The sequence below is a fragment of the Streptomyces sp. NPDC101225 genome (genome assembly GCF_044767585.1).
Classification (GTDB): Bacteria; Actinomycetota; Actinomycetes; order Streptomycetales; family Streptomycetaceae; genus Streptomyces.
In genome coordinates this window covers 88,252-111,319 of sequence record NZ_JBIWOE010000033.1, presented here as the reverse complement: position 1 = coordinate 111,319, position 23,068 = coordinate 88,252, and the positions used below count along the sequence as shown (strand labels likewise).

The following is a 23,068-nucleotide window of genomic DNA, read 5'->3' as shown; positions in this document are numbered from 1 at the left end:
CCACTTCACGCCGGTGGCGTCGGTGATCGTGGTGGGGCTCGGCGGGTCGCCCCAGCCGTTGTAGAGGTACGGCGCCACCGCCATCGGCGCGGACGGGGTGGAGCCGCCGGAGGAGGGCGCGGTCCACTTCTGGTTGGCCGCGCCGGTGCAGCTCCAGATCTGGGCGCGGGTGCCGTTGGCCGAGGAGTTGCCGGTGGCGTCCATGCACTTGTTCGCCTGCGGGTTGACGATGTCGTGCGCGGCGGTGACCGTCCACCGCTGGTTCGCGCCGCCCGTGCAGCTCCACAGCTGGAGCTGGGCGCCGTCGGCGGTCGAATTGCCGGTCACGTCAAGGCACTTGCCGAGGGCCCTGATGGTGCCGTCGCTGCCGACGCTCCACTGCTGGGCCGCGGTGCCGTTGCAGTCGTAGAGCTGGACGGCGGTGCCGTTTGCGGAGTTGGCGCCGGCGACGTCGAGGCACTTGCCGGCCAGGCCGGTGATCGTGCCGGTGGCGGCCTGGGCGGGGGAGGCGGAGAGCAGGGCGGTGGAGAGGGTGAGAGCGGTGACCGCCAGCGCGGCGGACGCGGGCAGAGATCTCGTTCTGGCCATGGCGAACGGCCTTTCGTGGGGGGTGGGGCGCTCGGGGCCGCGTTCATCCTGTGAACGGACGAGTGCACGTACGGGGGTGGTGTCGCCCGGTGAAACTAAAGGTATGGACCACTTTCGTCAAGATATGAAGTAAGAGTTGAGGGAAGGGAGTTGAAGAGGTCCTGCCGGGAGGTCCCGGCACGGGCCGTGGACGCGGAAATGCGTCGCGGCCGGCCGGCGTGGACCGTTGGCCTCCGCGGGAGCGGAACGGGACGGACGACCGGCAGGGCGACGGGGGAGAGGGCATGGAGACAGCGGGCGTCCGGACCGACCGATTCGGCCCTCTGCTCGACCAGTTCGACTGCGCCAGGGAGATGGCCCAGGTGCGGCTCACCGGCCTCGGCGACGAGGAGTACGTGTGGGAGCCGGCACCCGGTTCCTCGTCCGTCCGCCGCAGGGGCGAGGCGCGGACCCCGAGGGCGTTCGGGCCGGGCGAGTGGGTGCTGGACAAAGGCGCCGCGGACATCCCGGCGAGCGAATACGCCGAGGTGGCACGGCAGGTGGCCGGCGGCATGGCGATCGAGAAGGTCGCCCTGGACTGGAGCGTGAGCGTCGAGCGGGTCGAGCAGGTCCTCGCCCACACCGGCCCGGGCGAGCCCGACGCGTCGCCGGTGACCACGATCGCCTGGCGGCTGGGGCATCTGCACTCCGACGTCGCGGGCGACTGGGAGTGGACCTTCGGCGAACGGCGCCGGGACCCGCACGACCTGGTCGACTTCACCCCCAGCGCCGCCCTGGCGGTCGAACGGCTGTGGGCGACGGTGGACCGCCGGCGCGAGAGCGTGGCGACCCTGAGCGACGAACAGCTCGACACGGTCGGGCTCTGGCAGTACCCGTACGGCTCCCATCCCGACGAGCCCCACATCGCCGTCCTGTGGGGCATCAACCTCGAACTCATCCACCACATGGCCGAGATCGCGCTGCTCCGTGACCTCTGGCGAGCGCGCCGCTCCCCTCGCACCGAGGGTGCTCGGGGAGCGGCGGCCCGTCCTCACCGCGTCGCGGTGATCCGCAGCCTGATCGTGCGGGCTTCGGGGCGCAGCGCGAACTCGGGCCACACATCGGGTCCGCAGGCCCGTGAACCGAGGCCGTGCTGCGCCGCGTCGACGAACAGGTGACTCGTGGTCGAGTCGGGGAGCTCGAAGGGGTGGCCGGCCGCCGCGATCTGCTGCGGGGTGTGGCGGCCGAGGGTGAAACCGGGGCGGCGGCCCCGCGCGTCGGGCAGGGCCACCAGGGACAGCACCTCCGAGTCGCCGGCCTTCAGCGTCAGCCGGCGCAGGGCGGAGCGGTGTCCTGTCTCCTGCGGGTGGGCGTAGTCGACCCGCAGTTCGTCGACGGTGGCCGAGAAACGGCCCGTGCGTGCCGCGTGCAGACTGTCGGGGTAGGACTCGAGCGGCCCCCGGCCGAACCACTCGGCGGCGTCGACGGGGGCCGTCCCGTCGGGCAGGTCGAAGCGGACCCCGATCCGCGGCCACACCGTCCGCCAGCCGTGCGAGGGCTGGATCTCCACGCGCAGCTCCAGCTCGCCGTCGTCCAGCGACCAGACGGACTCCACCATCACGTACAGCGCGGAGTCCGCGGCGGAGACCTTGTCGACGGTGCGCAGCGCGTCGGGGGCCTCCTCCACCGAGACGCGCCGCGAGGTCAGCCGGTGCAGACCCTCCCGTCGCCACAGATCGGCGCTGGACAGCTCGGCGAAGCTGTCGTCGCTCCCGTCGAGCCGGTCGGACGTGCCTTCGTCGTTGTCGGTCGGCGCGCGGAACAGCTCCAGCCGGGGTCCGGCCACGGCGCGGTCGGCGAGGCGGACGAGCGTTCCGTCGACGAACTCGGCGATGCCGAGGGTCAGCGTCCCCGCGGCCGGTCGCCATGCGGCCCGGTGCCGGACGGCGGGGACGGGGAGCCGGACCGACCGGTCCAGCTGGGCGGTTGCCACCACGTGCCCCGCGGGAGCCCACGCGGTCTCCGCCGCCAACACGGCGTCGATCGTCAGCCACGTCTCGGCGTCCGGGGACACCGCGACCGGTGGCAGCGGCACCCGGCCGGATTCCCCGGCCGCGACGACGGGCGCGTCCAGGTCGCCCGACTCCACGAGCGTTCCGTCGTGCTCCACGCGCCAGCGGAAGCGCAGGTCCGAGGTGTCGGCCGTGTGGCGCAGGTTGGTGAGGGCGACCTCGTCGCCGTCGAAGGTGAAACGGACCGGCTGGACGACCGCCTTGAACTCGTACAGGCTCGGCGTCGGCACGTCGTTGCTCAGCACCATGCCGTCCATCACGAAGTTGCCGTCGTGCACGACCTCGCCGAAGTCGCCGCCGTAGGCGTAGTACGGCGTTCCGTCGGCGGCCGTGGCGAGGATGCCGTGATCGCGCCATTCCCAGACGAACCCGCCGTGCAGCCGCGGGTACCGATGCACCAGGGCCTCGTACTGGTCGAGGGCGCCCGGGCCGTTGCCCATCGCGTGGGCGTACTCGCACAGCAGGAAGGGCTTGGTCCGCTGCCGGGCGCCCTGCGCGGGGGTGCAGCCGAGCAGCGGTGCCCGGGAACCGTCGGTGCCGATCTGCTCGGTCTCCAGGACCGAGGGGTACATGCGCGAGTAGACGTCCGTGTAGTCGCCGGTGTAGTCGCCCTCGTAATGCACGGGGCGCTCGGCGTCGCGGGCGTGGACCCAGGCCGACATGGCGGCGAGGTTGCTGCCGGTCCCCGCCTCGTTGCCCAGCGACCAGATCACGATGCTGGGGTGGTTCTTGTCCCGCTCGACGGTGCGCCGGACGCGGTCGAGACAGGCCGCGCGCCAGGTGGGGTCGTCGCTCGGGTTCCCGGCCCAGTCGACCTTGCCGAAGCCGTGGGTCTCCAGGTCGCACTCGAGCACGACCCAGAAGCCGAGTTCGTCCGCGAGGTCGAGCAGCCGGGGGTGGGGCGGGTAGTGGCTGGTGCGGATGGCGTTGACGTTGAACCGCTTCATACGGGCCAGGTCCTCGCGCGCGTGCGCCTCGTCGAAGACGCGGCCGCGCTCGGGGTGGGTCTCGTGCCGGTTCACCCCGCGGAAGACGACACGGCGGCCGTTGACCAGGAACCGGTCACCGCGGATCTCGACCGTACGGAAGCCCACGCGCAGGGTGATGCTCTCCGCGGCCGAGGAGACGGTGGCCTCGTACAGCCGAGGCCGCTCGGCCGACCAGGGCTCCACCCCGGCCACCTCGACCGGGGCCACGTCGGCCGCCGAGGCCCACACGCGCTCGACGCCCAGTTCGGGGATGCGCAAGGTGACGGGGAAGGCCGCCGGACCGGCGCAGACCTCCGGGTCGACCCGCCCGCGTCCGTCGTCGTAGCCGGTGCGCAGCCAGACGTCCTCGATGCCTCCGTCCGGCCGGGCGAGCAGGGTGACGTCGCGGAAGATGCCCGGCAGCCACCACTGGTCCTGGTCCTCGAGGTAGCTGGCCGCCGACCACTGGTGCACGCGCACGGCGACCACGTTGGCGCCCGGGCGCACCTCGGACGTCACGTCGAACTCGTGGGCCAGCCGGCTGCCGCTCGCGCTGCCCACCTCCACGCCGTTGACCCACACCCGGAAGAGCGACTCGACGCCGTCGAAGCGCAGCACGACACGGCCGGCGTCCGGCCAGCCCGCGGGAACGTCGAAGAGGCGGCGGTAGTCGCCGGTGGGGTTCTCGTCCGGGACGTGCGGGGGGTCGATCGGGAACGGGAACCGGACGTTCGTGTAGATCGGCCGGCCGTGGGCACCGTCGCCCTGCAGCACCCAGTGCGAGGGCACCGGGATGCTGTCCCAGCCGCCGTCGTCGAAGCCCTCGGCCGCGAAGTCCTCCGGCACGGACGCCGTGGGGGAGAGACGGAACCGCCAGGGCCCGTTGAGGGAGAGCGAGGGGGCGTCGGAATGCAGCCATGAGCGTGCGGGCCGCAGCGCGCCACGCCCTGGTGCGGTGTCCGAAACACGTGCGGGGAGTTCGTAAGGCAAGAGGTCACAACTTTCTGGAGGGCGACAGGCGCTGTGCGCGCAGGAGTGGTCGGCCGTCCGGATGCGGCCGTCGGGCACGCGGCCCGGATCCGGTCAGCTGAGCACGACGGTGCGGATCTCCCATGGTCCGAGGGTGAGTTCGGCCCCGTCCCGCACCGGCACGGAGGCGAGCGGGCGGCCGAGCAGGTCGACCGTGGTGGCCTGCGTGAACGGCCCGGTCACCCGGACGTCGGTCGCGGTGTCGCTCATCGCGACCAGCCGGATCTCGACGCCCGTCCCGCCCGCGTCGTCGGCCACCCGGCGCAGGGCCGAGACCTGGACGTCCCGGCCCTCGACCCGCACGCCGGTCGTGTCCTCGGGCAGCGGCCCGCCGCCCGGCGCCGTCCCGCGCACCACGAGTACGTCGTTGCGGAACTCCTCGGCCAGGGCGACCGTGCCGGCATCCGGCCGGCCGGCCGCCGAGGGCAGGACGGCGAAGCGGTGCTCGATCCGCGTGCCGAGCTCCTGCGCGCCGGGCACCGGGATCTCGCTCGCCGCCGGCTCGTCACGCAGCGGATGGATGTTGACGCTGATCGAGCCGACGGCGCGCAGCAGCGTGAGGGCGAGCACCGAGCCGTCGTCGACGATCTCGTACTCGGCGGAGTGGCCGAGCAGGACGGTGGCCGGTCCCGCCGTGACGAAGGAACTCGCGGGGAAGGTCGGCAGCGGATGCTCGCCCCAGCCGCCCTCGGCGGTCAGCCCCCGCTCGGTGACGGCGAACTGACCCGCCGACGCCGACGTCGTCACCGGCTCGGGCAGCGGCACGTGGAAGCGCAGCCGGTGGTCGGCGCACTGGTTGAGGAACGACGTGGAGATACGTACGAACGGCTCGCCCGCGCGCAGCTCCACCACCATCTCGACGGGCGTCGGCACCGTGCGGTAGCCGCGCACGTCACGGTCGCAGGAGAGCGCGGCGGGCCACTCGTAGACACGTGTGACCCGCGCCCGGGAGCGCAGCGGGCCGTTCTCGAGGACGTCGACGGTGACCCCGGTCGGCTCCGAGACGGGCGCGTCCAGCGCCGGCGGCGCGTAGTTGTAGCTGTCGCCGCGGTCGCCTCCGTCGACGAGCCGGCCGACGCCGGTCAGGACCGTGCCGTCGGCACCGGTCACCTCCAGCGTGCCGTCGGCGGCGACCACCACCTCGACCAGTCCGTTGGAGAGCGTGCCGGGGGTGGCCGTGGCGGGTGCGGACCTCGGCGTGGCGTCGGGGACCTCGCCCGGCCCGACCCGCAGAGCGGCCAGTCCGCAGGCCGGGACGGGCACGGCCACCAGCGCGGTGGCGCGGGCCTGGGTCAGCGTCCGCACCCGCCATCCGCCCGGATGCGCGGACGCCGCGGCGGCGACCTCGCGGCGCAGGACCATCAGATCGAACGGCCCGCCGGCCGGCACCTCGGCGAGACGGAACACCAGCGAGTGGGGGGTGAGTTCGTAGTGGTCGATCTGCCGGCCGAACAGTTCGCGGCGGTGGATGCGGCGCAGCACGCGCTCCAGCTGCGAGGCGTCCAGGCGCTCGTCCCCGAGCACGGTCGGGGCCGCGGAGACCAGCTGCACCGGATGCGACGATCCGTCGGCGGTGGCCGCGATCAGCGCGACCCCCTCGGCGGGAGCCGCCACATCCACCTCGACCAGCGCCGTACGCGCCACCGGCAGCGGGTTGGCGACCAGATGGCCGTCGCTCGGCACCCGGGCGGCCGGCTCGGCGAGTGCCGCGTCCCGTACCGCCCGGGCCGTCTGCGCGGCCTCTTCGAGGCGTGCCGCGACCTGGTCACAGGTCTCGTCGGTGCCGGAGCCGACGACCGAGTCGTGGGCGGTCGACTCGATGATCTTGTGCCAGGCCAGGGCGAGGAACGCGGAGTCGTCCCGGCCGGACCACAGCGCGTTCATGCGCTCCGCGTGGTCGACGGTGCGCTCGGCCACGGCCATGCGCTGCTTGAGTCCGAGCCGTACGGACAGCACACCGGGGAGGATGTTGCCGCGCACATGGCTGCGCAGCTCCCCGGTGACGACGGAGCGCGCCTCGTCCCGCACGTGCTCGCGGACGTACTCGTCGAGCGTCGCGAGGGTGATCGGGCGCTCCTCGCCCGAGGCGCGCCGCAGCCAGGCCGCCAGCCGCGGGTCGGGCGCGCTGTGGTCGGTGCCCGCCATCGCCAGCACCGGGTCGTTGCCCCACCGTTCGGCGGTCATCCGGTCGTACTCGCCCAGCGCGCTGCCGATCCGGTCGGGCACCAGCAGAACGTCGAGACCGTTGTCGTAGCCGTCGAAGAGGAACTCGGTGCGCACCTCGGAGCCGTCGGGCGCGCGCCAGCGGAAGGCGTGACCGTCCACCGAGCCCGGCACACCGCGCCACAGCGCCGCGTGCTCGATCCCCGCGCGGGCCAGGATCTGCGGCATCTGCGCGACATGGCCGAACATGTCCGGCAGATAGCCGACCGGCATCGCGCCGCCGAGGCGCTCCGCCACCGCCCAGCCCCGCTGCAGATTGCGCACGATGGTCTCGCCGGAGCAGAGGAACTCGTCGAGCAGGATCAGCCACGGCCCGACGGCGAGCCGCCCCTCGCGGACCAGGGCGGCGACGCGGTCGCGGTTGTCGGGCCGCATCTCCAGATAGTCCTCGACCGCCGCCATCTGGCCGTCGACGGTGAAGCGGAAGTCCGGATCGGCCTCGGCGGTCTCCAGCACGGTGTCGAGCGCGGTGACGAGCCGGTGCCGGAAGACCTGGAACGGTTCGTACCACTCGCGGTCCCAGTGGAAGTGGGGCACGAACACAGCGGAGTGGGACATGCGGACGGACCCTTTCCGGGTGGATGGGGGCGTCATTTGAGGGACCCGGCGGCAAGCCCCGTGCGCCAGAACCGCTGGAGCAGGACGAACACGACGATCACGGGCACGATCGACACCAGCGAGCCGGTGATCACGGACTCCTGGAGCAGCGGGGCCCGCGCGGTCTGGCCGTTCCACTCGAACAGGCCGAGCGTGATCGGGAACAGCGACTCCTTCTGGAGCATCACCATCGGCAGGAAGAAGTTGTTCCAGATGGCCACGAACTGGAACAGGAAGATGGTCACCAGCGCCGGCGTCATCAGCCTGAACGCCACCGAGAAGAAGGTGCGGAACTCGCCCGCGCCGTCCAGGCGCGCCGACTCGATCAGCTCCTGCGGTACGGCGGCACCCGCGAAGATACGCGCCAGGTAGACCCCGAACGGGCTGACGATGCTGGGCAGGAAGACCGCGAAGTAGGTGTTGACGATCCCGGTCGCCGAGAACAGCAGGAACAGCGGCAGCGCCAGCGCGGTGGTGGGCACCAGTACGCCGCCGAGGATGACGGAGAACAGGAACTCCCGCCCGCGGAAGGGGAACTTGGCGAGGGCGTAGCCGCACAGCGCCGAGATCAGCGTCCCCACCACCGCGCCCAGCACCGCGTAGATCACGGTGTTCACCGCCCACCGCCCGAAGATGCCGTCGCTCCGGGTGAACAGGATGCGCAGGTTCTCGAACAGGTGGAAGTGGGAGAAGGTGAGGCCGTTGGTGGAGGCGAGGTCGCCCTGCGGCTTCGTCGCCGCCACGATCAGGAAGTAGACGGGCAGCATGAAGTAGACGGCCAGCAGGAGCATCAGCGCCATGACGGCCGTACGGCCGGGGAGGCTCTCGCGGCCGGCGGGTCGGTGGCTCACAGCCCGGCCCTCCTCGACGTCAGGCGCATGAACCCGAAGCTCAGCACGAAGGTGATGACGGCGATGACCACGGAGATCGCCGCCGCCTGCTGGTAGTTGTTCCCGGAGGCCACCGCGTAGGCGAGCATGTTGGGCGTGAACGTGCTGGAGATGTTCGAGGAGATCTGCCGCAGCACGGCCGGCTCGGCGTAGAGCTGGAGCGTCCCGATGATGGAGAAGACCGTGGTCAGGACGATCGACGGGGCGATGATCGGCACCTTGATCCGCCAGGCGACGGTCCAGTCGCCCGCGCCGTCGATGCGTGCCGCCTCGTAGAGCTCCTGCGGGATCGACTGCAGCGCCGAGTACATGATCAGCATGTTGTAGCCGGTCCACAGCCAGGTCGAGACGTTCGCCGTCGACCACAGCACGGCGCCCGGGCCGAGGAAGTCGGGCTTGAGGCCGATGCCGTTCAGCAGGTCGACGACCGGGCTGAGCTGGGGCGAGTAGAGGTACGACCACATGATCGCGGCGATGACACCCGGCACGGCGTACGGCATGAACGCGGTGATGCGGAAGAACGGCTTGAGCCGCAGCAGCGGCGTGTCCAGCAGCAGCGCCATGATCAGGGCGACGAACAGCATGACCGGCACCTGCACGACGCCGAACAGGCCGATGCGGCCGATGCTGGACCAGAACTCGCCGTTCTGGAAAACCTGCACGTACTGGTGGAAGCCGCCGAAGGTGGTGTACGAGGTGCCGTACTGGCCGCCGGTGCGCCGTACGACGCGGAAGCTCTGCCAGAGCGCGTAGCCGATCGGCACCAGGTAGAACAGCACGAACGGCAGGAAGAACGGGGTGAGGAACGCGGCGATCGTGCCCGCCCGGGGGCCGCCGCCGTGCGGACGGCGGCCCCCGGGCGGCTGCGCCACGCGGATCGCACGGGTCGTGCGGGTCGCGATGTCGGTCATGCGGTGGTCACTTGCCCGCCGCGGCCGGGATCGCCTGGTCCTTCATGGACTTCAGCGCCGTGGCCTGGGCCTTGGCGAGCGCGTCGCCGAGCGTGCCGTCGCCTGCCGCCGCCCTGGCCATCGCGTCCTGCAGCGCCAGGTTCACCGTCTTCTGGGTGGGGCCCCAGGCGAAGCTGGTGTCGATCTTCCTGGAGGAGTCGGCGAAGACGTCGAAGATCTTCTGGTTGTTGTAGTACGGAACACCCTTCGACAGAGCGGGCAGTCGAAGCCCGGCGTCGGCCGCCGGGTAGAGACCGCCCAGCTTGTTCTCCATCGCCAGGGCCTCGGGGTCGGTGTTCAGCCAGGTGTTGAACTCGACCGACTCGTAGAGGTGCTTGGAGCCCTTCATGAACGCCACGGTCGACCCGCCCCAGTCGCCGGAGGAGCCGTTCGCGCCCCAGGTCGGCATCGGCACGACGCTCCACTTGCCGGCCTGCTGGGGCAGGTTGTCGCGGAACATGCTGTAGCCCCAGGCCGCGCCGACGTAGCTGGCGATCCGGTCCTTCTGGTACGCGGCGTACATCTGGGTCGAGCCGTTGGCGAGGTCGGTGCGCACGAGCCTGTCGGAGATCAGCTTCTGCCAGTAGTCCGCGACCTGTCTGCTCTTCTCGGACTCGACGGTGACCTGCCACGTGCCGCCGGAGTAGCTGTACATCCTGGCGCTGTTCTGCCAGAGGAGTCCGTTGAACCACTCGGCGTTGTTCGGGTCGAAGAACGTGATCGTGAGCCTGGGGTCCGCCTGGTGCAGCTGCCGGGCCGCGGCCGCGTACTCGTCCCAGGTCCTGGGGACGGCGATGCCGTACTTCTTGAAGAGGTCGCTGCGGACGAAGAGGGCCATCGGGCCGGTGTCCTGCGGCAGGGCGAACACCCCGGTGTTGCCGAAGCTGGTCTGCGACCAGGTCCACGGCACGAACTTCGGCTTGGCGGCGGTGGCCGCCGAGCAGGCCGAGGCGTCCACGAAGGCGTTCTGGGTGCGCAGGTTGGGCAGCTCGTCGTAGCCGACCTGCGCCAGGTCCGGCGCCTTGCCCGCCTTGAGGGCGTTGCCGAGGACGCCGTACTGGTCGTTGGAGATGTTCTTCGTCTCCACCTGGATGTCCGGGTGCTTCTCGTTCCAGAGGGCGACCACCTTGTCCATGCCCGGAACGGTGTTCCAGTACTGGAGCGTGACCTTGCCCTTCGCGGGGTCGCAGGAGGCCGCGGCCGCCTTGTCCGACGGACCGGACGAGGAGCAGCCGGAGAGTACGGCGATACCGGTGGCCGCGACGATGGCGGCGAGGCGGGTGCGGGTGACTGTGCAGCTCATGTTTTCCGTTCCCAGAGAACGACTGGCGGCGGTAGCTGGGTGGGTTGGAACCACGGTCCGTGAGCGGTAACGTGAGCGCTCACGGAAGCAAGCGATTCGGAGTCTGCGCTGATGTAAGGACTAGTGTCAAGGCTCCGGAATCACACCGACCGGGGGCGCACCCCGCAGACGGAGGTGGACGATGGCGTCGTCGGGGACCGGCCCGCGCCGGGTGACGATCGACGATGTGGCACGGGCCGTCGGGGTGTCCCGGCAGACCGTGTCGCGCGCCCTCAACGACAAGGGCGAGATCGACGCCTCCACCAAACAGCGCGTCCTCGACGCGGCCCATGAACTGGGATACCGGCCGAGCCGGTTCGCCCGGGGACTCGTGCGGCAGGACACGATCAGCGTCGGCCTGGTGATCCCGGACCTGCTCAACCCCTTCTTCACGGAGGTCGCCGCCGCCGCGCTGGAGGCGGCGCGCGCCCGGGGCTGGCACGTCGTCGTCTACGACACCGGGGACCGCGTCGAGGAGGAGCGCGGCACGCTGGAGGTCATCGCCTCGCAGGTGGACGCCGTCGTGGGGTATCTGACCCTGCCGGAGGAGGAGATCGACAAGCTGACCCGGGGGCTCCCCGTGGTCCTCATCGACCGGGAGCACCGCGCCGAACGGTTCAGCGCGATCCGCATCGACGGCGAGAGAGGCGTCCGCGACGCGATCAGGCACCTCGTGGACACGGGGCACCGGCGTATCGGCATGATCGACCACGCGACCCGGTCCGAGCCGAGCATCCGCCACCGCTGGTTCGACGCCGCCATGTCCGCCTGCGGACTGGACTCCGGCACGGTCAGCCGCGCCGACCAGAGCATCGAGGGCGGCGAGGGCGCACTGCGCGCACTGCTCGCCGAACACCCGGACGTCACCGCCGTGTTCACCTTCAACGACATCATCGCCATCGGGGCCCTGCGCGCCGCACGCGGGCTCGGACGGCGCGTCCCCGAAGACCTCGCCGTGATCGGCTTCGACGGCCTGCAGCTCGGCACCCTGGTCGAACCGCCGCTGACCACCGTCGCCCTCGACACGCGGGCACTCGGCGCGCTCACCGTGGAGCAGGCCGCCCGGCTGCTCACCAGAAGCGGCCCGCTCAGCCGCGACGAGGCGGCGGTCGGGGCGGAACTGCGGCTGCGTGGGTCCGCCTAGCGCTGCGGCCGGGAGGGGCGGCCGGTGAGCATTTACGGCCACAGCACCGGCCAGGACCCCGCTGTCAGGCCCCGGTGCGGCGCAGTTCGAGGAGGAGCGCCTGACCGGGGTTGAGGTTCGGCATCGGCAGTCCGGCCAGGGCCAGGACCGGGCCCGGCAGGGTGAGCCCCCCGTCCAGGGCCGCCGGCAGCCAGGCGGGCCCCTCGGTCTGGTGGAAGGACGGCAGGCCCAGCTCCGTGCGCACACGCACCTGATACGTCGCCCCCGGGGCGAGACCGGGCAGCTGGACCCGCCCGTACTGGCCCTCGGGCGAGGTGGCCAGGCGGGCCCAGCAGTACAGCGCGGCGGACGCGTCGTGCGCCACCACCCCGTACAGCAGCGTCGCCTCGTCGGCCAGGTCGGCGCGGACCGTGCGCCCGCCGTGGAGCAGGGGGCGCAGCTCGCGGTGGAGCGCGGTCCAGGCGGTGATCCGGGCCAGTTCGCCGGGTGAGCAGCGGGTGAGGTCCTGTTCGATGCCCGCGTGCCCGAACAGGGCGGTGGCCAGCCGCAGCGAGTCGGAGCCGACCCGGCCGGTGGTGTGGCTGGTGCCGGGACCGACGTGGGTGCCGACCAGCTCCGGCGGCAGCAGCTGCGCGGTCCAGCGCTGGATGGCCTGGCGCTCCAGCGGATCGTTGCAGTCCGAGGCCCAGACCCGGTCCGTGCGCTCCAGGATGCCCAGGTCGATGCGCCCGCCCCCGGCGGCACAGCTCTCGATCTCCAGCCCGGGACGGCGTTCCTTCAGCGCCTCCATGAGCCGGTAGAGCGCCAGCACCTGCGCGTGTGCGACCGGCCGGTCGGCCGTGCCGTGGACGGCTTCGTGGAGCTCCCGGTTGTGGTCCCACTTCAGGTAGGCCACGCCGTACTTCCCCACCAGGGCGTCCAGCGAGTCCAGCAGATACTGCCAGGCCCCGGTGTGGGACAGGTCCAGGATGTGCTGATGGCGGGCGGGCGGCCCGATCCCACGGGCCGGGCCGAGCACCCAGTCCGGGTGCGCGCGGGCCAGGTCGGAGTCGAGGTTGACCATCTCCGGCTCGACCCACAGCCCGAACTCCATGCCCAGCGACCGGACATGGTCCACCAGCGGCGTCAGCCCCTCGGGCCACACCACGGGGTCCACGGTCCAGTCGCCCAGCCCGGCGTCGTCCGAGCGGCGCCCGCGGAACCACCCGTCGTCCAGCACGAACCGCTCGACACCGACCTCGGCGGCCTTGTCGGCCAGCCGCAGCAGCCGGTCCGGATCGTGGTCGAAGTACACCGCCTCCCAGCTGTTGAGGATCACCGGGCGGGGACGGCGCGGATGGCCGCGACGGGCCCGCAGCAGGGTGTGGAAGCGGTCGGCGAGCCCGTCCAGCCCCTCGCCGGACCAGGCGAAGTGAGACACCGGAGTGGTGTACGACTGGCCGGGCGCGAGCCGGATCTCCCCGGCACGCAGCAGCTCGCCGCCGCCCAGCACCGCCGCGTGGGTGCCGGCGCCCTCCGGCAACTGCTCGACCAGATACCGCTGATCGCCGCTCCAGGCGATGTGCACCGCCCAGACCTCCCCGCTGCGGAAGCCGAACCCGGGTACGCCGACGGTGACCTGATACGGCGAGTCCAGTCCGGGTTTTCCGCGCCGTACCTCCCGGACATGGCTGCCGAAGGCCAGCGGGCGCCGCTGCGGGGACCGCTCCCGGCTCCACTTCCCGGTGAAGTCCAGGACCTCGGCGGCCCGTCGCGGCAACGGCAGCAGCGTCGTGACGTGCGCGAGGTCGTACGGCGCCGGATCGGCGTCGGACCGGCGGGTGAGCGTCGTCCGCACGCCCAGCACACCGGACGGCTCCAGCCGGTAGGTGACGACGGCGTCGAGACCGGCTCCCTCGTCGGTGAGCCGGAGGGCCAGCTCCCCGCCCTCGGGCCGCGGACGGTACACGCTGTCGGTCAGCGTCAGCCTCGGTGCGGCGAAGGTGCCGGCCAGGTGGCCCTCGTGGGCCGGCGTGCCGGACCAGCCGTCGGCCTCGGTGGGCCAGACGGTGAACCGGCGCGGAATGTCGACGGAGTTGTTGAGCACCGCGGGTTCGCCGGTGAGGACGAGTGCCGCCAGGGCCTCCGGCGGCAACTCGCCCAGGTCGGCCCCCCAGTGCAGGACTCTCGGCACGGGCTCGGTGAGCTCCACGATCAGCGCGGTGCCTGCCGCGCGCAGGGTGTGGATCCGCGCGGTGGTGTCCGGCATGCGGAGTCCTGCCTTTCAGGGTGCGGTGTCGTGGGGCGGGTGAGTCACTTCTTCGCGAGCAGCTGCCTGCTCTTGTTCTGCATCTCGGGGAAGACGGAATCGTCCTTCTGGCCGGCGAAGTAGGCCTGGAAGAGCGGTTGGAGTGTGTCCTGGAGGGCGGCGCCGTTGCCGTAGACCGGGGACGGGTAGAGGACCTTGTTCTTCATCATGTCCGTGAAGACGGACAGGTCCACGCCCTTCGCGGCCAGTGCCTTGGCCGAGGCGTCCATCGAGGCCGGGATCGACGGGAAGAAGGTGCCGGTCAGCGAGGCCTTGGACTGGCACGCCTCGCTGCCCATGTAGGAGACCCACTTCCAGGCGAGGCCGGCGTTCCCGGTCCCGGCCCAGATGTTGTTGCCGTTGGAGTTGCTCAGCACGGCCCGGGTCCTCCCGTCGGGGCCGTAGGGCGTGGGTGCGATGCCGACCTTGAGGCCGGGGATCTTCACGAAGGTCGAGGCCTCCCACGATCCGGCGCTCTCCATGGCGACCTTGCCGGAGGAGAGCAGGTCGATGTCGCTGACGCTGTCGGTGAACTGGCCGATCCTGGGCGCGTAGCCCTTGTCCGTCAGGGAACGCACCCAGTCCATGGTCCTCACGAACCGCGGGTCGCCGTAGTTGAACACCGTCGGCCAGGTGGCCTTGTCGCCGAGGCGCCAGCCCGTGGTGTCCACCAGGGGGCTCCACGTGACCTGCCCGATGAAGTCCTTGGCCGCGACCTCCCCGTAGCCGTACGTCTTCACGTGGGACTTGTCGAAGCCCTGCTCGTCGCCGCGGCGGCCCTTCGTGTCGATCGTCATGTGGGCGATCATCTTGCCGAGCGTGCCGCCGTCGTCGGGGTTCCAGTCGAGCGAGTCGACGTCCTTCTCGGTGTATCCGGCCTTCTCCAGGGCGTCCTGGTCGTAGTAGAGGCCGGTCGCCGCCCAGTCCAGGGGCAGGGCGTACTGCTTGCCGTCGGTGAACTTCCAGGCGTCCACGCCGACCGAGAAGCGGGACAGGTCGAACCTGTCGCGGGAGATGAAGTCGTCGAGCGGCATCAACTGGTGCTGGGAGGCGTACGCCTGGAAGAACTGGACGCTGTTCTGGAAGGCGTCGGGCGCGTTGCCGGCCACGAATCCCGCGGTGAGCTTGGTGAAGTAGTCGTCGACGTTGTACTGGGTGATCTTCACCGTGACGCCGGGGTTGGCCTTCTCGAAGTCCGTGGCGCACACCTGGTACGCGGCGGCCTGCTTGTCGTCCCAGGTCCACCAGTTGACGGTCTTGGAGCCGCCGGCGGAGGAGGAGCCGTCGGAGCAGGCGGACAGCACCGCCGCCAGGGTGAGCGTGGCGCCCAGCGCGACGGCCTTGCGAACTCCCGTGGAGCGTTTCATCGGACCTTCTTTCGGGATGGCGCGGAGGGTGCGGGGGACGGCAGCACCGGCGGACGGGACGACGTCTTGAGGAGCGCGCGGAACGCGCCGAGGGCGATGGCCAGGTCTTCGGAGCCGCCGGCGTCATGGCCGTTGAACTCCCACAGACGCAGCTGCCGGGGACCGGCGTAGGCGTGATACGCGGCGATCGTGGTGACGGGTGGACACACCTCGTCGCGCAGCCCGGCGGAGAACCAGGCCGGGGCGGTGGCGCGGCGGGCGAAGGCCAGGCCGTCGAAGTAGCTGAGGGTCTCGAAGGTCTGCGCGACCCGGTCCCGGCGGGCGCCGAGGTAGCCGACGAGCTCGGCGTAGGGGTCGGCGCCGGTGAGCCGGGTGGCCTGGCGGATGTCGCAGAGGAAGGGTGCCTGGAAGTGGGCGGCCGACAGGCCGGGGACCAGCCCGGCGACCGCGAGGGCGATGCCGCCGCCCTGACTGGGACCGACGACGGCGAGCCGCGCCGGGTCGACGAGGTCGTCACGGCTGCGCAGCGCCTCCACGGCGCGTACGGCGTCGGTGAACACCCGCCTGTAGACGTAGGAGTCCTTGTCCTCGATGCCGCGGGTGAGGAAGCCGGGGTGGGCGGGTCCGCTGCCGGTGGGGTCGGGTGTCGCGCCGCCGCCCGCCCAGGCGCCGCCCTGTCCGCGGGCGTCCACCAGCAGGTGGGCGTATCCGGCGGACGCCCACAGCAGGTCGTCGACGGGGGCGCCGCGCCCGCTGCCGTAGCCGTGGAACTGGACGACGGCCGGAAGCGGTCCGGTGCGGTGCCGGGGCATGCGGAGCCAGCCGCGGACCGGGTGGCCGCCGAAGCCGGGGAGGACGGCGTCGTGGACGTCGACCGTCTCCAGGCCGGTGTCGACGGCCGTCAGTTCCAGCGACGCCGGGCGCTCGGCACGTGCCTCGGCGAGCGTGTCCTGCCAGAAGGCGTCGAAGTCGGTGGGCTCCCGGTAGGCGCTGCGGTAGGCGAACAGCTCGGGCACGTCCTGCTCGGTCAGCACGGCAGCGGCTCCCCTCGCATCCGCAGGCCGGCGTCGAGTTCGGCCCGGTGGCCGATCGGGAGGCGTATCTCCGTCGTGCGGTCGCGGTGACGGACGCGGACCGGTTCGTCCGCGTCGCCGGCCAGGCGGCGCACGGTGACCGCGTCCGGGACGCCGTCGGCCCAGCTGAAGTCGACCGCGAGACCGCCGCGGCAGCGCAGATCCGTGGCCCGGCCGTCGGTCCACTGCGCGGGCAGGGCGGGCAGCAGGTGGACCGTGCCGGTGTGGCTCTGCAGCACCATCTCGGTGATGGCGGCCATGAAGCCGTAGTTGCCGTCGATCTGGAACGGCGGGTGGGTGGAGAACAGGTTGGGCAGCAGCCCTCCCCACCGGGAACCGTCGGCCGGGGCGTCGCGGGCGGGGTCGCCGTCGAGCGGGCGGCTCGCCTCCAGGAGCAGCGAGCGGGCCGTCGCGGCGTCGCGCAGACGGGCCCGCAGGGCGGTCTTCCAGGCCCAGGACCATCCCATGGCGCCGGGACCGCGGCGGTCCAGCGACTTCCGTGCGGCCGCGGCCAGTTCGGGCGCGGTGTCGGGATCGACGAGGCCGAGCGGGTGCACGGCGATCAGGGGGGAGAGGTGGCGGTGGTGCGGGTCGGCCTCGGGCAGGTCCTGCGCCCACTCCTGGAGCCGGCCCTCCGCCGAGATCCGCGGCGGGCGCAGTCGGCGCAGCGCGGCCCGCACCGCGCCGGCGAGAGGCGTGTCCAGGCCGAGGAGCTCGGCCGCCTTCGCGGTCCGCTCGAAGGTCGCCCGGACCAGTGCGGTGTCGATCGCCGAGGAACGCGTCAGGGACCTGGGCGTGCCGTCGACGAGGAAGAGGTTCTCGGGGGAGGTGGAGGGGAGCGTGTCCAGGAAGCCGGTGCCGTCGTCGACCAGCCAGTCGAGCAGGAACTCCGCGCAGCCGCTCAGCAAGGGCCAGGCCCGCTCGCGCAGGAAGCCGGGGTCGCGGGTGAACTCGTAGTGGTCCCATACGTGTTGGGTCAGCCAGGCGCCACCTGTCATCCACAGGGCCCACGAGGGGCTGCCGTGGCCCATGCCGACGGGCAGCGCCCAGCCCCACATGTCGCTGTTGTGGTGCGCGACCCAGCCGCGGGCGCCGTACAACTGCCGTGCCACCAGCGCGCCGTGGGCGGCCATACGGTCGAGCAGGTCGAACAGGGGCGCGTGGCAGGAGGAGAGTCCGGCCGCCTCCGCGCCCCAGTAGTTCATCTGCGTGTTGATGTTGATCGTGTAGTTCGACGACCAGGCGGGGCGCAGGTCGGCGTTCCAGATGCCCTGAAGGGTGGCCGGGGGACCGGTGTGCGGGCGGGACGCGGTGGCCAGGAGGTAGCGGCCGAGCTGGAACAGCACGGTGGCGGTGAGGAGTTCGTCGTCGCCACACAGGATGTCCCGGGCGACGTCGTAGGTTCCGTGGCGGCGCGGGCCGATGCGCAGTGAGGTGCCGCCGAGCAGGGCGCGTACGTCCGCCTCATGGCCGTCGAGCAGGCGGCCGGCGCCCTGTGCGAGGGCCTGGGCGGCGGTGTCGCTCGCGAGGGCCAGGTGCGTGGCGCGGTCCGCGGGGTCCGCGCCGTGCCAGTGCCGGGCGGCCGCGGTGGAGCTGGCGAGCGTGAGCAGGACGTGGGAGGCGCCGGTGACGAGCAGGTTCCCGTGGGCGACGGTCACCTCGCCGTCGGTGTGCAGGGCGAGGGCGAGCGCGGCGAACGGGTCGTAGCCGTCGAGCGGGCCGTCGGCGTAGCGCAGGGGCTCGGCGACCTGCGGCTCATGCGCGGGAGCGCCGTCCACCGGGATCTCGATGCCCACGGCCAGGTGCTTCGGCGTGGCCGAACGGTGCGCCTCCCGCAGGGGGGTCGACAGATCGACGGCCAGGTCCACGGTGCCGCCGTCCGCGTCGAGCGTGGTGCACAGGGCGCCGGTGACGGCGTCGGCCCAGACCCGGCGGTGCACCGAGGTCGCGTCGAGGCGGAAGCGGTCCTCGGCCACCGCGGTGTCGAGGTTGAGGGTCCTGCCGAGGTAAGCGGCCCGCTCGCCGCCCGCGACGGTCAGATGCAGGTCGGCGTAGGGAAGGTACTCCTGGCTGTAGGACCCCTGGAAGGTCGACAGCAGTCGCTCGGCTCTTGCGTGGTCGCCGGTACGGAGGGCGGTGCGGACCTCTTCGAGCCGCCGCGGTCCGGCGCCGGCCGCGCGGACGGCGGCCAGGGCGGCGGCCGGGCCGCCGGGTGTGCCGGACCACACGGTGGAGTCGTTGATCTGGATGCGGGCCCGGTGGGGGCCGCCGAAGACCATGGCGCCCAGCCGGCCGTTGCCGACGGGGGCGGCCTCGGTCCAGGCGGCGGCGGGTGCGGGCCACTTGAGCAGCAGGTCGCCGGGGTGCATGGCGGTGCCGTCCGATCGCGGTGTACGCCCGGTCATTTGAGACCGGAGAAGCCGATGGAGTTGACGATGCGCCTGCCGAAGGCGACGAAGAGCAGCAGCATCGGCAGCGCCGCGACGAGGGCGGCGGCCATCAGGCCCGCCCAGTCGGGGGCGGCCTGCGGCGAGGACTGCTTGAAGACTCCGAGCGCGAGCGTGAGCGGCTGCACGTCCTGGCTGCTGGTGATGAGCAGCGGCCAGAAGTAGTCGTTCCAGGCGTTGACGAACATCAGCAGCGACACCGTGGCGATCGGCGCTGACGACATCGGCAGGATGATCCGGAGGAAGATCCGCAGCGGGCCCGCGCCGTCGATGATGGCGGCCTCCTCGACCTCGTTGCTCAGGCCGAGCATGAACTGCCGCAGGAAGAAGAGGGTGAAGGCCTGGAAGAGGGCGCCGGGCAGGATCAGTCCGCCGAAGGTGTCGGACAGCCCGAGGTCTTTGACGAGGACGAAGTTGGGCAGCAGCGTGAAGACGGTGGGGACCATCAGCGCGGCGATGAGGAGATTGAAGACGAGGTTGCGGCCGCGCCAGTGCAGCCGGGAGAAGGCGTACGCGGCCGACGCGGAGAACAGCACGATCAGGGCGGTCTGCACGCTCGCGTAGATCAGTGAGTTGCGCAGGTAGAGCGCGATGTCGAGGGAGGCGCCGGAGCCGCCCTGGGCCTGTGCGTCGGCGGTGGAGGCGAGGCCGAGGACGCGTTGGAAGGCGCCCCAGGTGAAGCCGACCGGCAGTGGCGACGAGGGGTTGGTGGCCAGCTGGTAGTTGTCGGAGAGCGCGGTGCGCAGGATCCAGTAGAAGGGGAAGAGCGTGACCAGGACGATGACGCCGAGGTAGATCCAGGCCGCGATCCTGCCCGGGGAGACGCGGGAGCGCCTGCGGGTGTGCTCGTGCGGCGTGACCGTCCGGCCGGGGGTGAGGGCGACTGCCATGACGGGCTCCTTCAGCTCAGGTCGGATTCGCCTGCGCGGGCGAGCCGCAGCTGGGTGAAGGTGACCGTGACGAGCAGGGCGAACAGGGCCAGTGAGAGGGCGGCGGCGTAGCCGAAGTCGAACTGGCGGAAGGCCTTGTCGTAGATGTACATCTGCAGCACGTTCGAGGCGTTGGCCGGTCCGCCCCGGGTGGTGACCTGCACGATGTCGAACACCTGGAAGGAGTTGATGACCGTCAGGACGACCACCATGACCAGGATCGGGCGCAGCAGGGGGATGGTGAGGCGGCGGAACATCTGGAACTCGCCCGCGCCGTCGACGCGTCCGGCCTCGTAGATGGTGGGCGGGATGGTCTGCAGGCCGGCGAAGATCAGCAGGGCGTAGTACCCCATCCATTTCCAGACGCTGATGGCGGCGAGGGAGGGGACCGCCCAGCCGCCGCTGCCGAAGAAGAGGATGCTGTGGCCGGTCAGTGCCTTGAGGACGCTGTTGACGACGCCGAGGCTCGGGTCGAGCATCCACTGCCAGACCAGGGCGGCGATCACGTTGGAGATGAGGAACGGCAGCAGGATGACGCCGCGCAGCAGCGAGGAGCGGGTCACCCGGTGCAGCACCACGGCCGTCACCAGGGAGACCAGGGTGCCGAAGGAGACGGACAGCGCGACGAAGTACACGGTGACGAGGAGGGAGTGCCAGAAGACGTCGTCGCCGGCCATCTGGTGGAAGTTGGCCGGCCCCACCCAGTGCGGCGGCGTGAGGACGTGGAAGTCGGTGAAGCTGAGGTAGATGCCGCGGAGGGTCGGATAGGCGAAGAAGACCGCGAACCCGGCCACCGCGGGCAGGATGAGCAGCAGCGCGGCCGGCAGGTCGCGGCGGCGGGCCGCGGCGGACCTGGCCGGCGTGGGGCGGCCGGCCCTGCGGGGGCCAAGAGGTGTGCGGACGTGGGGGGTTCGGCCGGAGGCGGTGGCCGTGGTGGTCACCGCGGCGGGCGGCGGCGTGGCCGGCTGGGTGAGCTTGCCCTGTGATGGGACCACCACGGCACTCTCCTCTGGTTCAGGCGGGTGGAACGTCGGTCGGGTTCGGGCAGGGGGTCAGAGGGTGATCCGGTCGATGTCGGAGGCGTAGTCCGCGGGGTTGCCGAAGCCGATCGTGTTGTCACCGGCCTTCAGCGGCACGGTGACGGTGATCGACTGCGGTGTGCCCCAGTCGTTGTCGTTGCTGCCGGGCAGCGGCACCTGGAAGGACGTGTCGCCCGTGCTGACGACGATCGTGCGGCCGGAGGAGCCGTCGGTGTAGTCGATCTTCATCAGGTAGGTGCCGTCCTTGGGCGCGGTGACGTGGTTGACCGTCACGGAACCGCCGCCGCCGAGGTTGCCGACCTTCTTGCCGCCCGAGCACGCGGAGCAGTCCGCGACGGAGGCATTGCCGGTGAGGGTGTTGCCGGAGGCCTCGGCCTCGTAGGAGACGGGTCCGCCGGCTGCCGGCGTCGTGAGGTCGACGGCCTTGCTGGGGGTGGACGTTCGGCCCCTGGCGTCATGGGCGAGGACGGTGAAGGAGTAGGCGGTACCCGCCTTGAGCCCGCCGAGGGTGGCGGAGGTGCCGGTGACGGTGGCGGCCTTCGAGCCGTTCGCGTAGACGTCGTACCCGGTGGTCCTCGTACCGGAGTTGACCGCGTCCCAGGCGAGCGAGACGCTCGTGGCGGTGGACCCGGTGCCGTGCACGGCGAGCGGGACGCCGGGGTGGTGGCCGCCGCGGCGCGGGGTGATCCGCAGCAGGCGCGAGCCGTGCGGGGGCAGGTTGTCGGTGAAGTGGCCGGCCACCGAACCGAGGTTCTTGCGGCTCCACAGGTCGCGCACCGCGGCCTTGCCGCTGATGCCGAGGTCGCGGAAGTCGGCGGTCACGTCGGCGTAGCCCTTGCCGAGGTTGAACAGGGCCACGGTGTAACTGCCGTCGGCGTTGCGGGCGTACCAGACCTGCTCGGGGGTCTTCTGGCTGACCGGCTCGGCGGGGTTGCCCGCCTGGTCGACCGCGATGACCTCGTCGTTGGTGAGCAGCTTCAGGCCGTAGGAGTCCAGCCTGGTGAGGTCGTCACCGATGTAGAGGGGCGCGGACTCGATGGCCCACAGCGTCATGTAGCTCTGCCGCTCGACGTTGTTGATGCCGTCCATGACGCCGGAGCCGACGTCGAGCGAGTCGAGGTTGTTCCAGTGTCCCGGTCCGGCGTCGTCGATCCACGGCACGACGTCGTTCCAGCGGCTCTTCACGGAGTTGTTCCAGGTCACCAGGGTGTCGCAGTAGCACTCGACGTCGGTGTCGACCCGCCAGCCGTTGGAGTTGGCCTTCCAGACGTCGGCCTGGTTGTGGCTGAGCGACCAGGACAGGACGAACTGGATGGGGCGGCCGGTCTTCTGCAGCGCGGTGTGCCACGCCTTGATGTCGGGGATGTTGTTGTGCGCCGCGTCGCCCTGGTTGGAGCCGGGGCCGACGCCGTCGATCTTGAGGAAGTCCACACCCCAGGAGGCGAGTTCGTCGGCGATGGACTGGATGTACTTGGTGGTGCAGGGACTCGAGAAGTCGAGCTGGTAGGAGACGTTGTCCCAGCCGCTGGTCTTGCGCAGGTCCGGGTAGACGATGTCCTTGGTGGTGCAGCCGGGGGCGCCGTGGATCGGCGTCCTGCCGTCGTTGTAGTAGTCCTGGTAGAGGCCGACCGCCAGATAGAGGCCGAACTTGAGCCCCTTGCGGTGCAGTTGGTCGCCGACGTACTTCATGCCGTGCGGGAACTTCTTGAGGTCGGCGGTCGGGCGGGCGTAGGCGTCGCCGACGTTCTTGCCGTTGTCGACGTTCCAGCCGGCGTCCACGTTCACGTAGGTGTAGCCGTGGGACTTCAGCTTCGAGGCCAGGATGCCGGCCTGCTGGAGGACGTGGGACTCGGTGACCCAGTTCTGCCCGCCGTAGCCGGGGAAGTTGGTGGATTCAAGACTCCAGGTGCTGTAGCCCATGTACGGCTTGGCCGCCACGAGGGGCGCGGTGGTGGTGCCGGACGACGCCGTGGCCGCGGGGGCGTCGGCGGGAGCGGAGGCCCGCGCCGCGGCGGGCACGGCGAGTGCCACCGCGAGTGCGGTGACGGCCGTCAGGGTTCTCAGACGTGCGGGTCGAGCTGGACGAGACATGGATGTACTCCGTCAGGGCGCGACTGCAGGCGGTGGATCCGCCCGCGGGAAC

14 protein-coding genes and 1 pseudogene are annotated in these 23,068 nt (G+C 71.5%); 2 read left to right on the top strand and 13 right to left on the bottom strand.

Going from position 1 to position 23,068, the window contains the following annotated elements; genetic code table 11:
• Window positions 1–588, bottom strand: a 588-nt coding sequence (locus tag ACIRPX_RS34260) for a ricin-type beta-trefoil lectin domain protein (protein ID WP_404202609.1), incomplete at its 3' end; no start/stop codon positions are given.
• A gap of 284 nt (window positions 589–872) precedes the next feature.
• On the opposite strand from ACIRPX_RS34260, the pseudogene ACIRPX_RS34255 reads away from it, so the two are divergent.
• A pseudogene (locus ACIRPX_RS34255) lies at window positions 873–1,574 on the top strand (DinB family protein); the annotation flags it as partial.
• A gap of 44 nt (window positions 1,575–1,618) precedes the next feature.
• On the opposite strand, the gene ACIRPX_RS34250 reads toward ACIRPX_RS34255, so the two are convergent.
• The 5 genes from ACIRPX_RS34250 to ACIRPX_RS34230 all read right to left on the bottom strand — a co-directional run bounded on the left by ACIRPX_RS34250 (window position 1,619) and on the right by ACIRPX_RS34230 (window position 10,599).
• Window positions 1,619–4,597, bottom strand: coding sequence for a glycoside hydrolase family 2 TIM barrel-domain containing protein (locus tag ACIRPX_RS34250; RefSeq protein WP_404202607.1), 2,979 nt, complete (start codon window positions 4,595–4,597; stop codon window positions 1,619–1,621).
• A gap of 93 nt (window positions 4,598–4,690) precedes the next feature.
• Window positions 4,691–7,417 carry a glycosyl hydrolase-related protein gene (locus ACIRPX_RS34245; RefSeq protein WP_404202605.1) on the bottom strand — a complete coding sequence of 909 codons (2,727 nt, stop codon included), beginning with the start codon at window positions 7,415–7,417 and terminating at the stop codon, window positions 4,691–4,693.
• A gap of 32 nt (window positions 7,418–7,449) precedes the next feature.
• Window positions 7,450–8,256, bottom strand: a complete 807-nt coding sequence (locus ACIRPX_RS34240; RefSeq protein WP_404202611.1) for a carbohydrate ABC transporter permease — start codon at window positions 8,254–8,256, stop codon at window positions 7,450–7,452.
• A 47-nt stretch (window positions 8,257–8,303) separates the two neighbouring features.
• On the bottom strand, window positions 8,304–9,257 hold the full coding sequence (locus ACIRPX_RS34235) for a carbohydrate ABC transporter permease (protein WP_404202603.1): 954 nt from the start codon (window positions 9,255–9,257) through the stop codon (window positions 8,304–8,306).
• A 7-nt stretch (window positions 9,258–9,264) separates the two neighbouring features.
• A complete protein-coding gene (locus ACIRPX_RS34230; protein WP_404202601.1) occupies window positions 9,265–10,599 on the bottom strand; it encodes an ABC transporter substrate-binding protein in 1,335 nt (444 codons plus the stop codon).
• 181 nt (window positions 10,600–10,780) lie between these two features.
• Between ACIRPX_RS34230 and ACIRPX_RS34225 the strand changes: the two genes are divergently transcribed.
• Window positions 10,781–11,782 (top strand): LacI family DNA-binding transcriptional regulator, encoded by a 1,002-nt coding sequence (locus ACIRPX_RS34225; protein WP_404202599.1) that lies wholly within the window; start codon window positions 10,781–10,783, stop codon window positions 11,780–11,782.
• Between the two features lie 64 nt (window positions 11,783–11,846).
• Here ACIRPX_RS34225 and ACIRPX_RS34220 read toward each other — a convergent pair whose 3' ends face one another.
• Genes ACIRPX_RS34220 through ACIRPX_RS34190 form a run of 7 tightly spaced genes read right to left on the bottom strand, consistent with a single transcriptional unit; the run spans window position 11,847 to window position 23,016 of the window.
• Complete coding sequence (locus tag ACIRPX_RS34220) at window positions 11,847–14,030, bottom strand: alpha-galactosidase (protein WP_404202597.1); 2,184 nt, start codon at window positions 14,028–14,030, stop codon at window positions 11,847–11,849.
• A 44-nt stretch (window positions 14,031–14,074) separates the two neighbouring features.
• Entirely contained in the window at window positions 14,075–15,436 is a 1,362-nt protein-coding gene (locus ACIRPX_RS34215; RefSeq protein ID WP_404202595.1) for an ABC transporter substrate-binding protein, read from the bottom strand.
• Window positions 15,433–16,470 (bottom strand): acetylxylan esterase, encoded by a 1,038-nt coding sequence (locus ACIRPX_RS34210; protein WP_404202593.1) that lies wholly within the window; start codon window positions 16,468–16,470, stop codon window positions 15,433–15,435. Before ACIRPX_RS34210 ends, ACIRPX_RS34215 begins: the two co-directional genes overlap by 4 nt.
• Complete coding sequence (locus ACIRPX_RS34205) at window positions 16,464–18,878, bottom strand: glycosyl hydrolase family 95 catalytic domain-containing protein (RefSeq protein WP_404202591.1); 2,415 nt, start codon at window positions 18,876–18,878, stop codon at window positions 16,464–16,466. The genes ACIRPX_RS34210 and ACIRPX_RS34205 overlap by 7 nt, the downstream gene beginning before the upstream one ends.
• A 32-nt stretch (window positions 18,879–18,910) precedes the next feature.
• Window positions 18,911–19,846, bottom strand: a complete 936-nt coding sequence (locus tag ACIRPX_RS34200) for a carbohydrate ABC transporter permease (protein ID WP_404202588.1) — start codon at window positions 19,844–19,846, stop codon at window positions 18,911–18,913.
• An 11-nt stretch (window positions 19,847–19,857) separates the two neighbouring features.
• Window positions 19,858–20,883 (bottom strand): carbohydrate ABC transporter permease, encoded by a 1,026-nt coding sequence (locus ACIRPX_RS34195; RefSeq protein ID WP_404202586.1) that lies wholly within the window; start codon window positions 20,881–20,883, stop codon window positions 19,858–19,860.
• A gap of 54 nt (window positions 20,884–20,937) precedes the next feature.
• Window positions 20,938–23,016 (bottom strand): fibronectin type III domain-containing protein, encoded by a 2,079-nt coding sequence (locus tag ACIRPX_RS34190; protein WP_404202584.1) that lies wholly within the window; start codon window positions 23,014–23,016, stop codon window positions 20,938–20,940.
• Window positions 23,017–23,068: the final 52 nt, after the last annotated feature.

Excerpts from the sequence above, each read along its gene's own strand:
- ACIRPX_RS34245 (WP_404202605.1), bottom strand. The coding sequence starts at position 7,417 with ATGTCCCACTCCGCTGTGTTCGTGCCCCACTTCCACTGGGACCGCGAG.
- ACIRPX_RS34240 (WP_404202611.1), bottom strand. The coding sequence starts at position 8,256 with ATGGCGCTGATGCTCCTGCTGGCCGTCTACTTCATGCTGCCCGTCTAC.
- ACIRPX_RS34235 (WP_404202603.1), bottom strand. The coding sequence starts at position 9,257 with ATGACCGACATCGCGACCCGCACGACCCGTGCGATCCGCGTGGCGCAG.
- ACIRPX_RS34230 (WP_404202601.1), bottom strand. The coding sequence starts at position 10,599 with ATGAGCTGCACAGTCACCCGCACCCGCCTCGCCGCCATCGTCGCGGCC.
- ACIRPX_RS34225 (WP_404202599.1), top strand. The coding sequence starts at position 10,781 with ATGGCGTCGTCGGGGACCGGCCCGCGCCGGGTGACGATCGACGATGTG.
- ACIRPX_RS34220 (WP_404202597.1), bottom strand. The coding sequence starts at position 14,030 with ATGCCGGACACCACCGCGCGGATCCACACCCTGCGCGCGGCAGGCACC.
- ACIRPX_RS34215 (WP_404202595.1), bottom strand. The coding sequence starts at position 15,436 with ATGAAACGCTCCACGGGAGTTCGCAAGGCCGTCGCGCTGGGCGCCACG.
- ACIRPX_RS34205 (WP_404202591.1), bottom strand. The coding sequence starts at position 18,878 with ATGCACCCCGGCGACCTGCTGCTCAAGTGGCCCGCACCCGCCGCCGCC.
- ACIRPX_RS34200 (WP_404202588.1), bottom strand. The coding sequence starts at position 19,846 with ATGGCAGTCGCCCTCACCCCCGGCCGGACGGTCACGCCGCACGAGCAC.
- ACIRPX_RS34190 (WP_404202584.1), bottom strand. The coding sequence starts at position 23,016 with ATGTCTCGTCCAGCTCGACCCGCACGTCTGAGAACCCTGACGGCCGTC.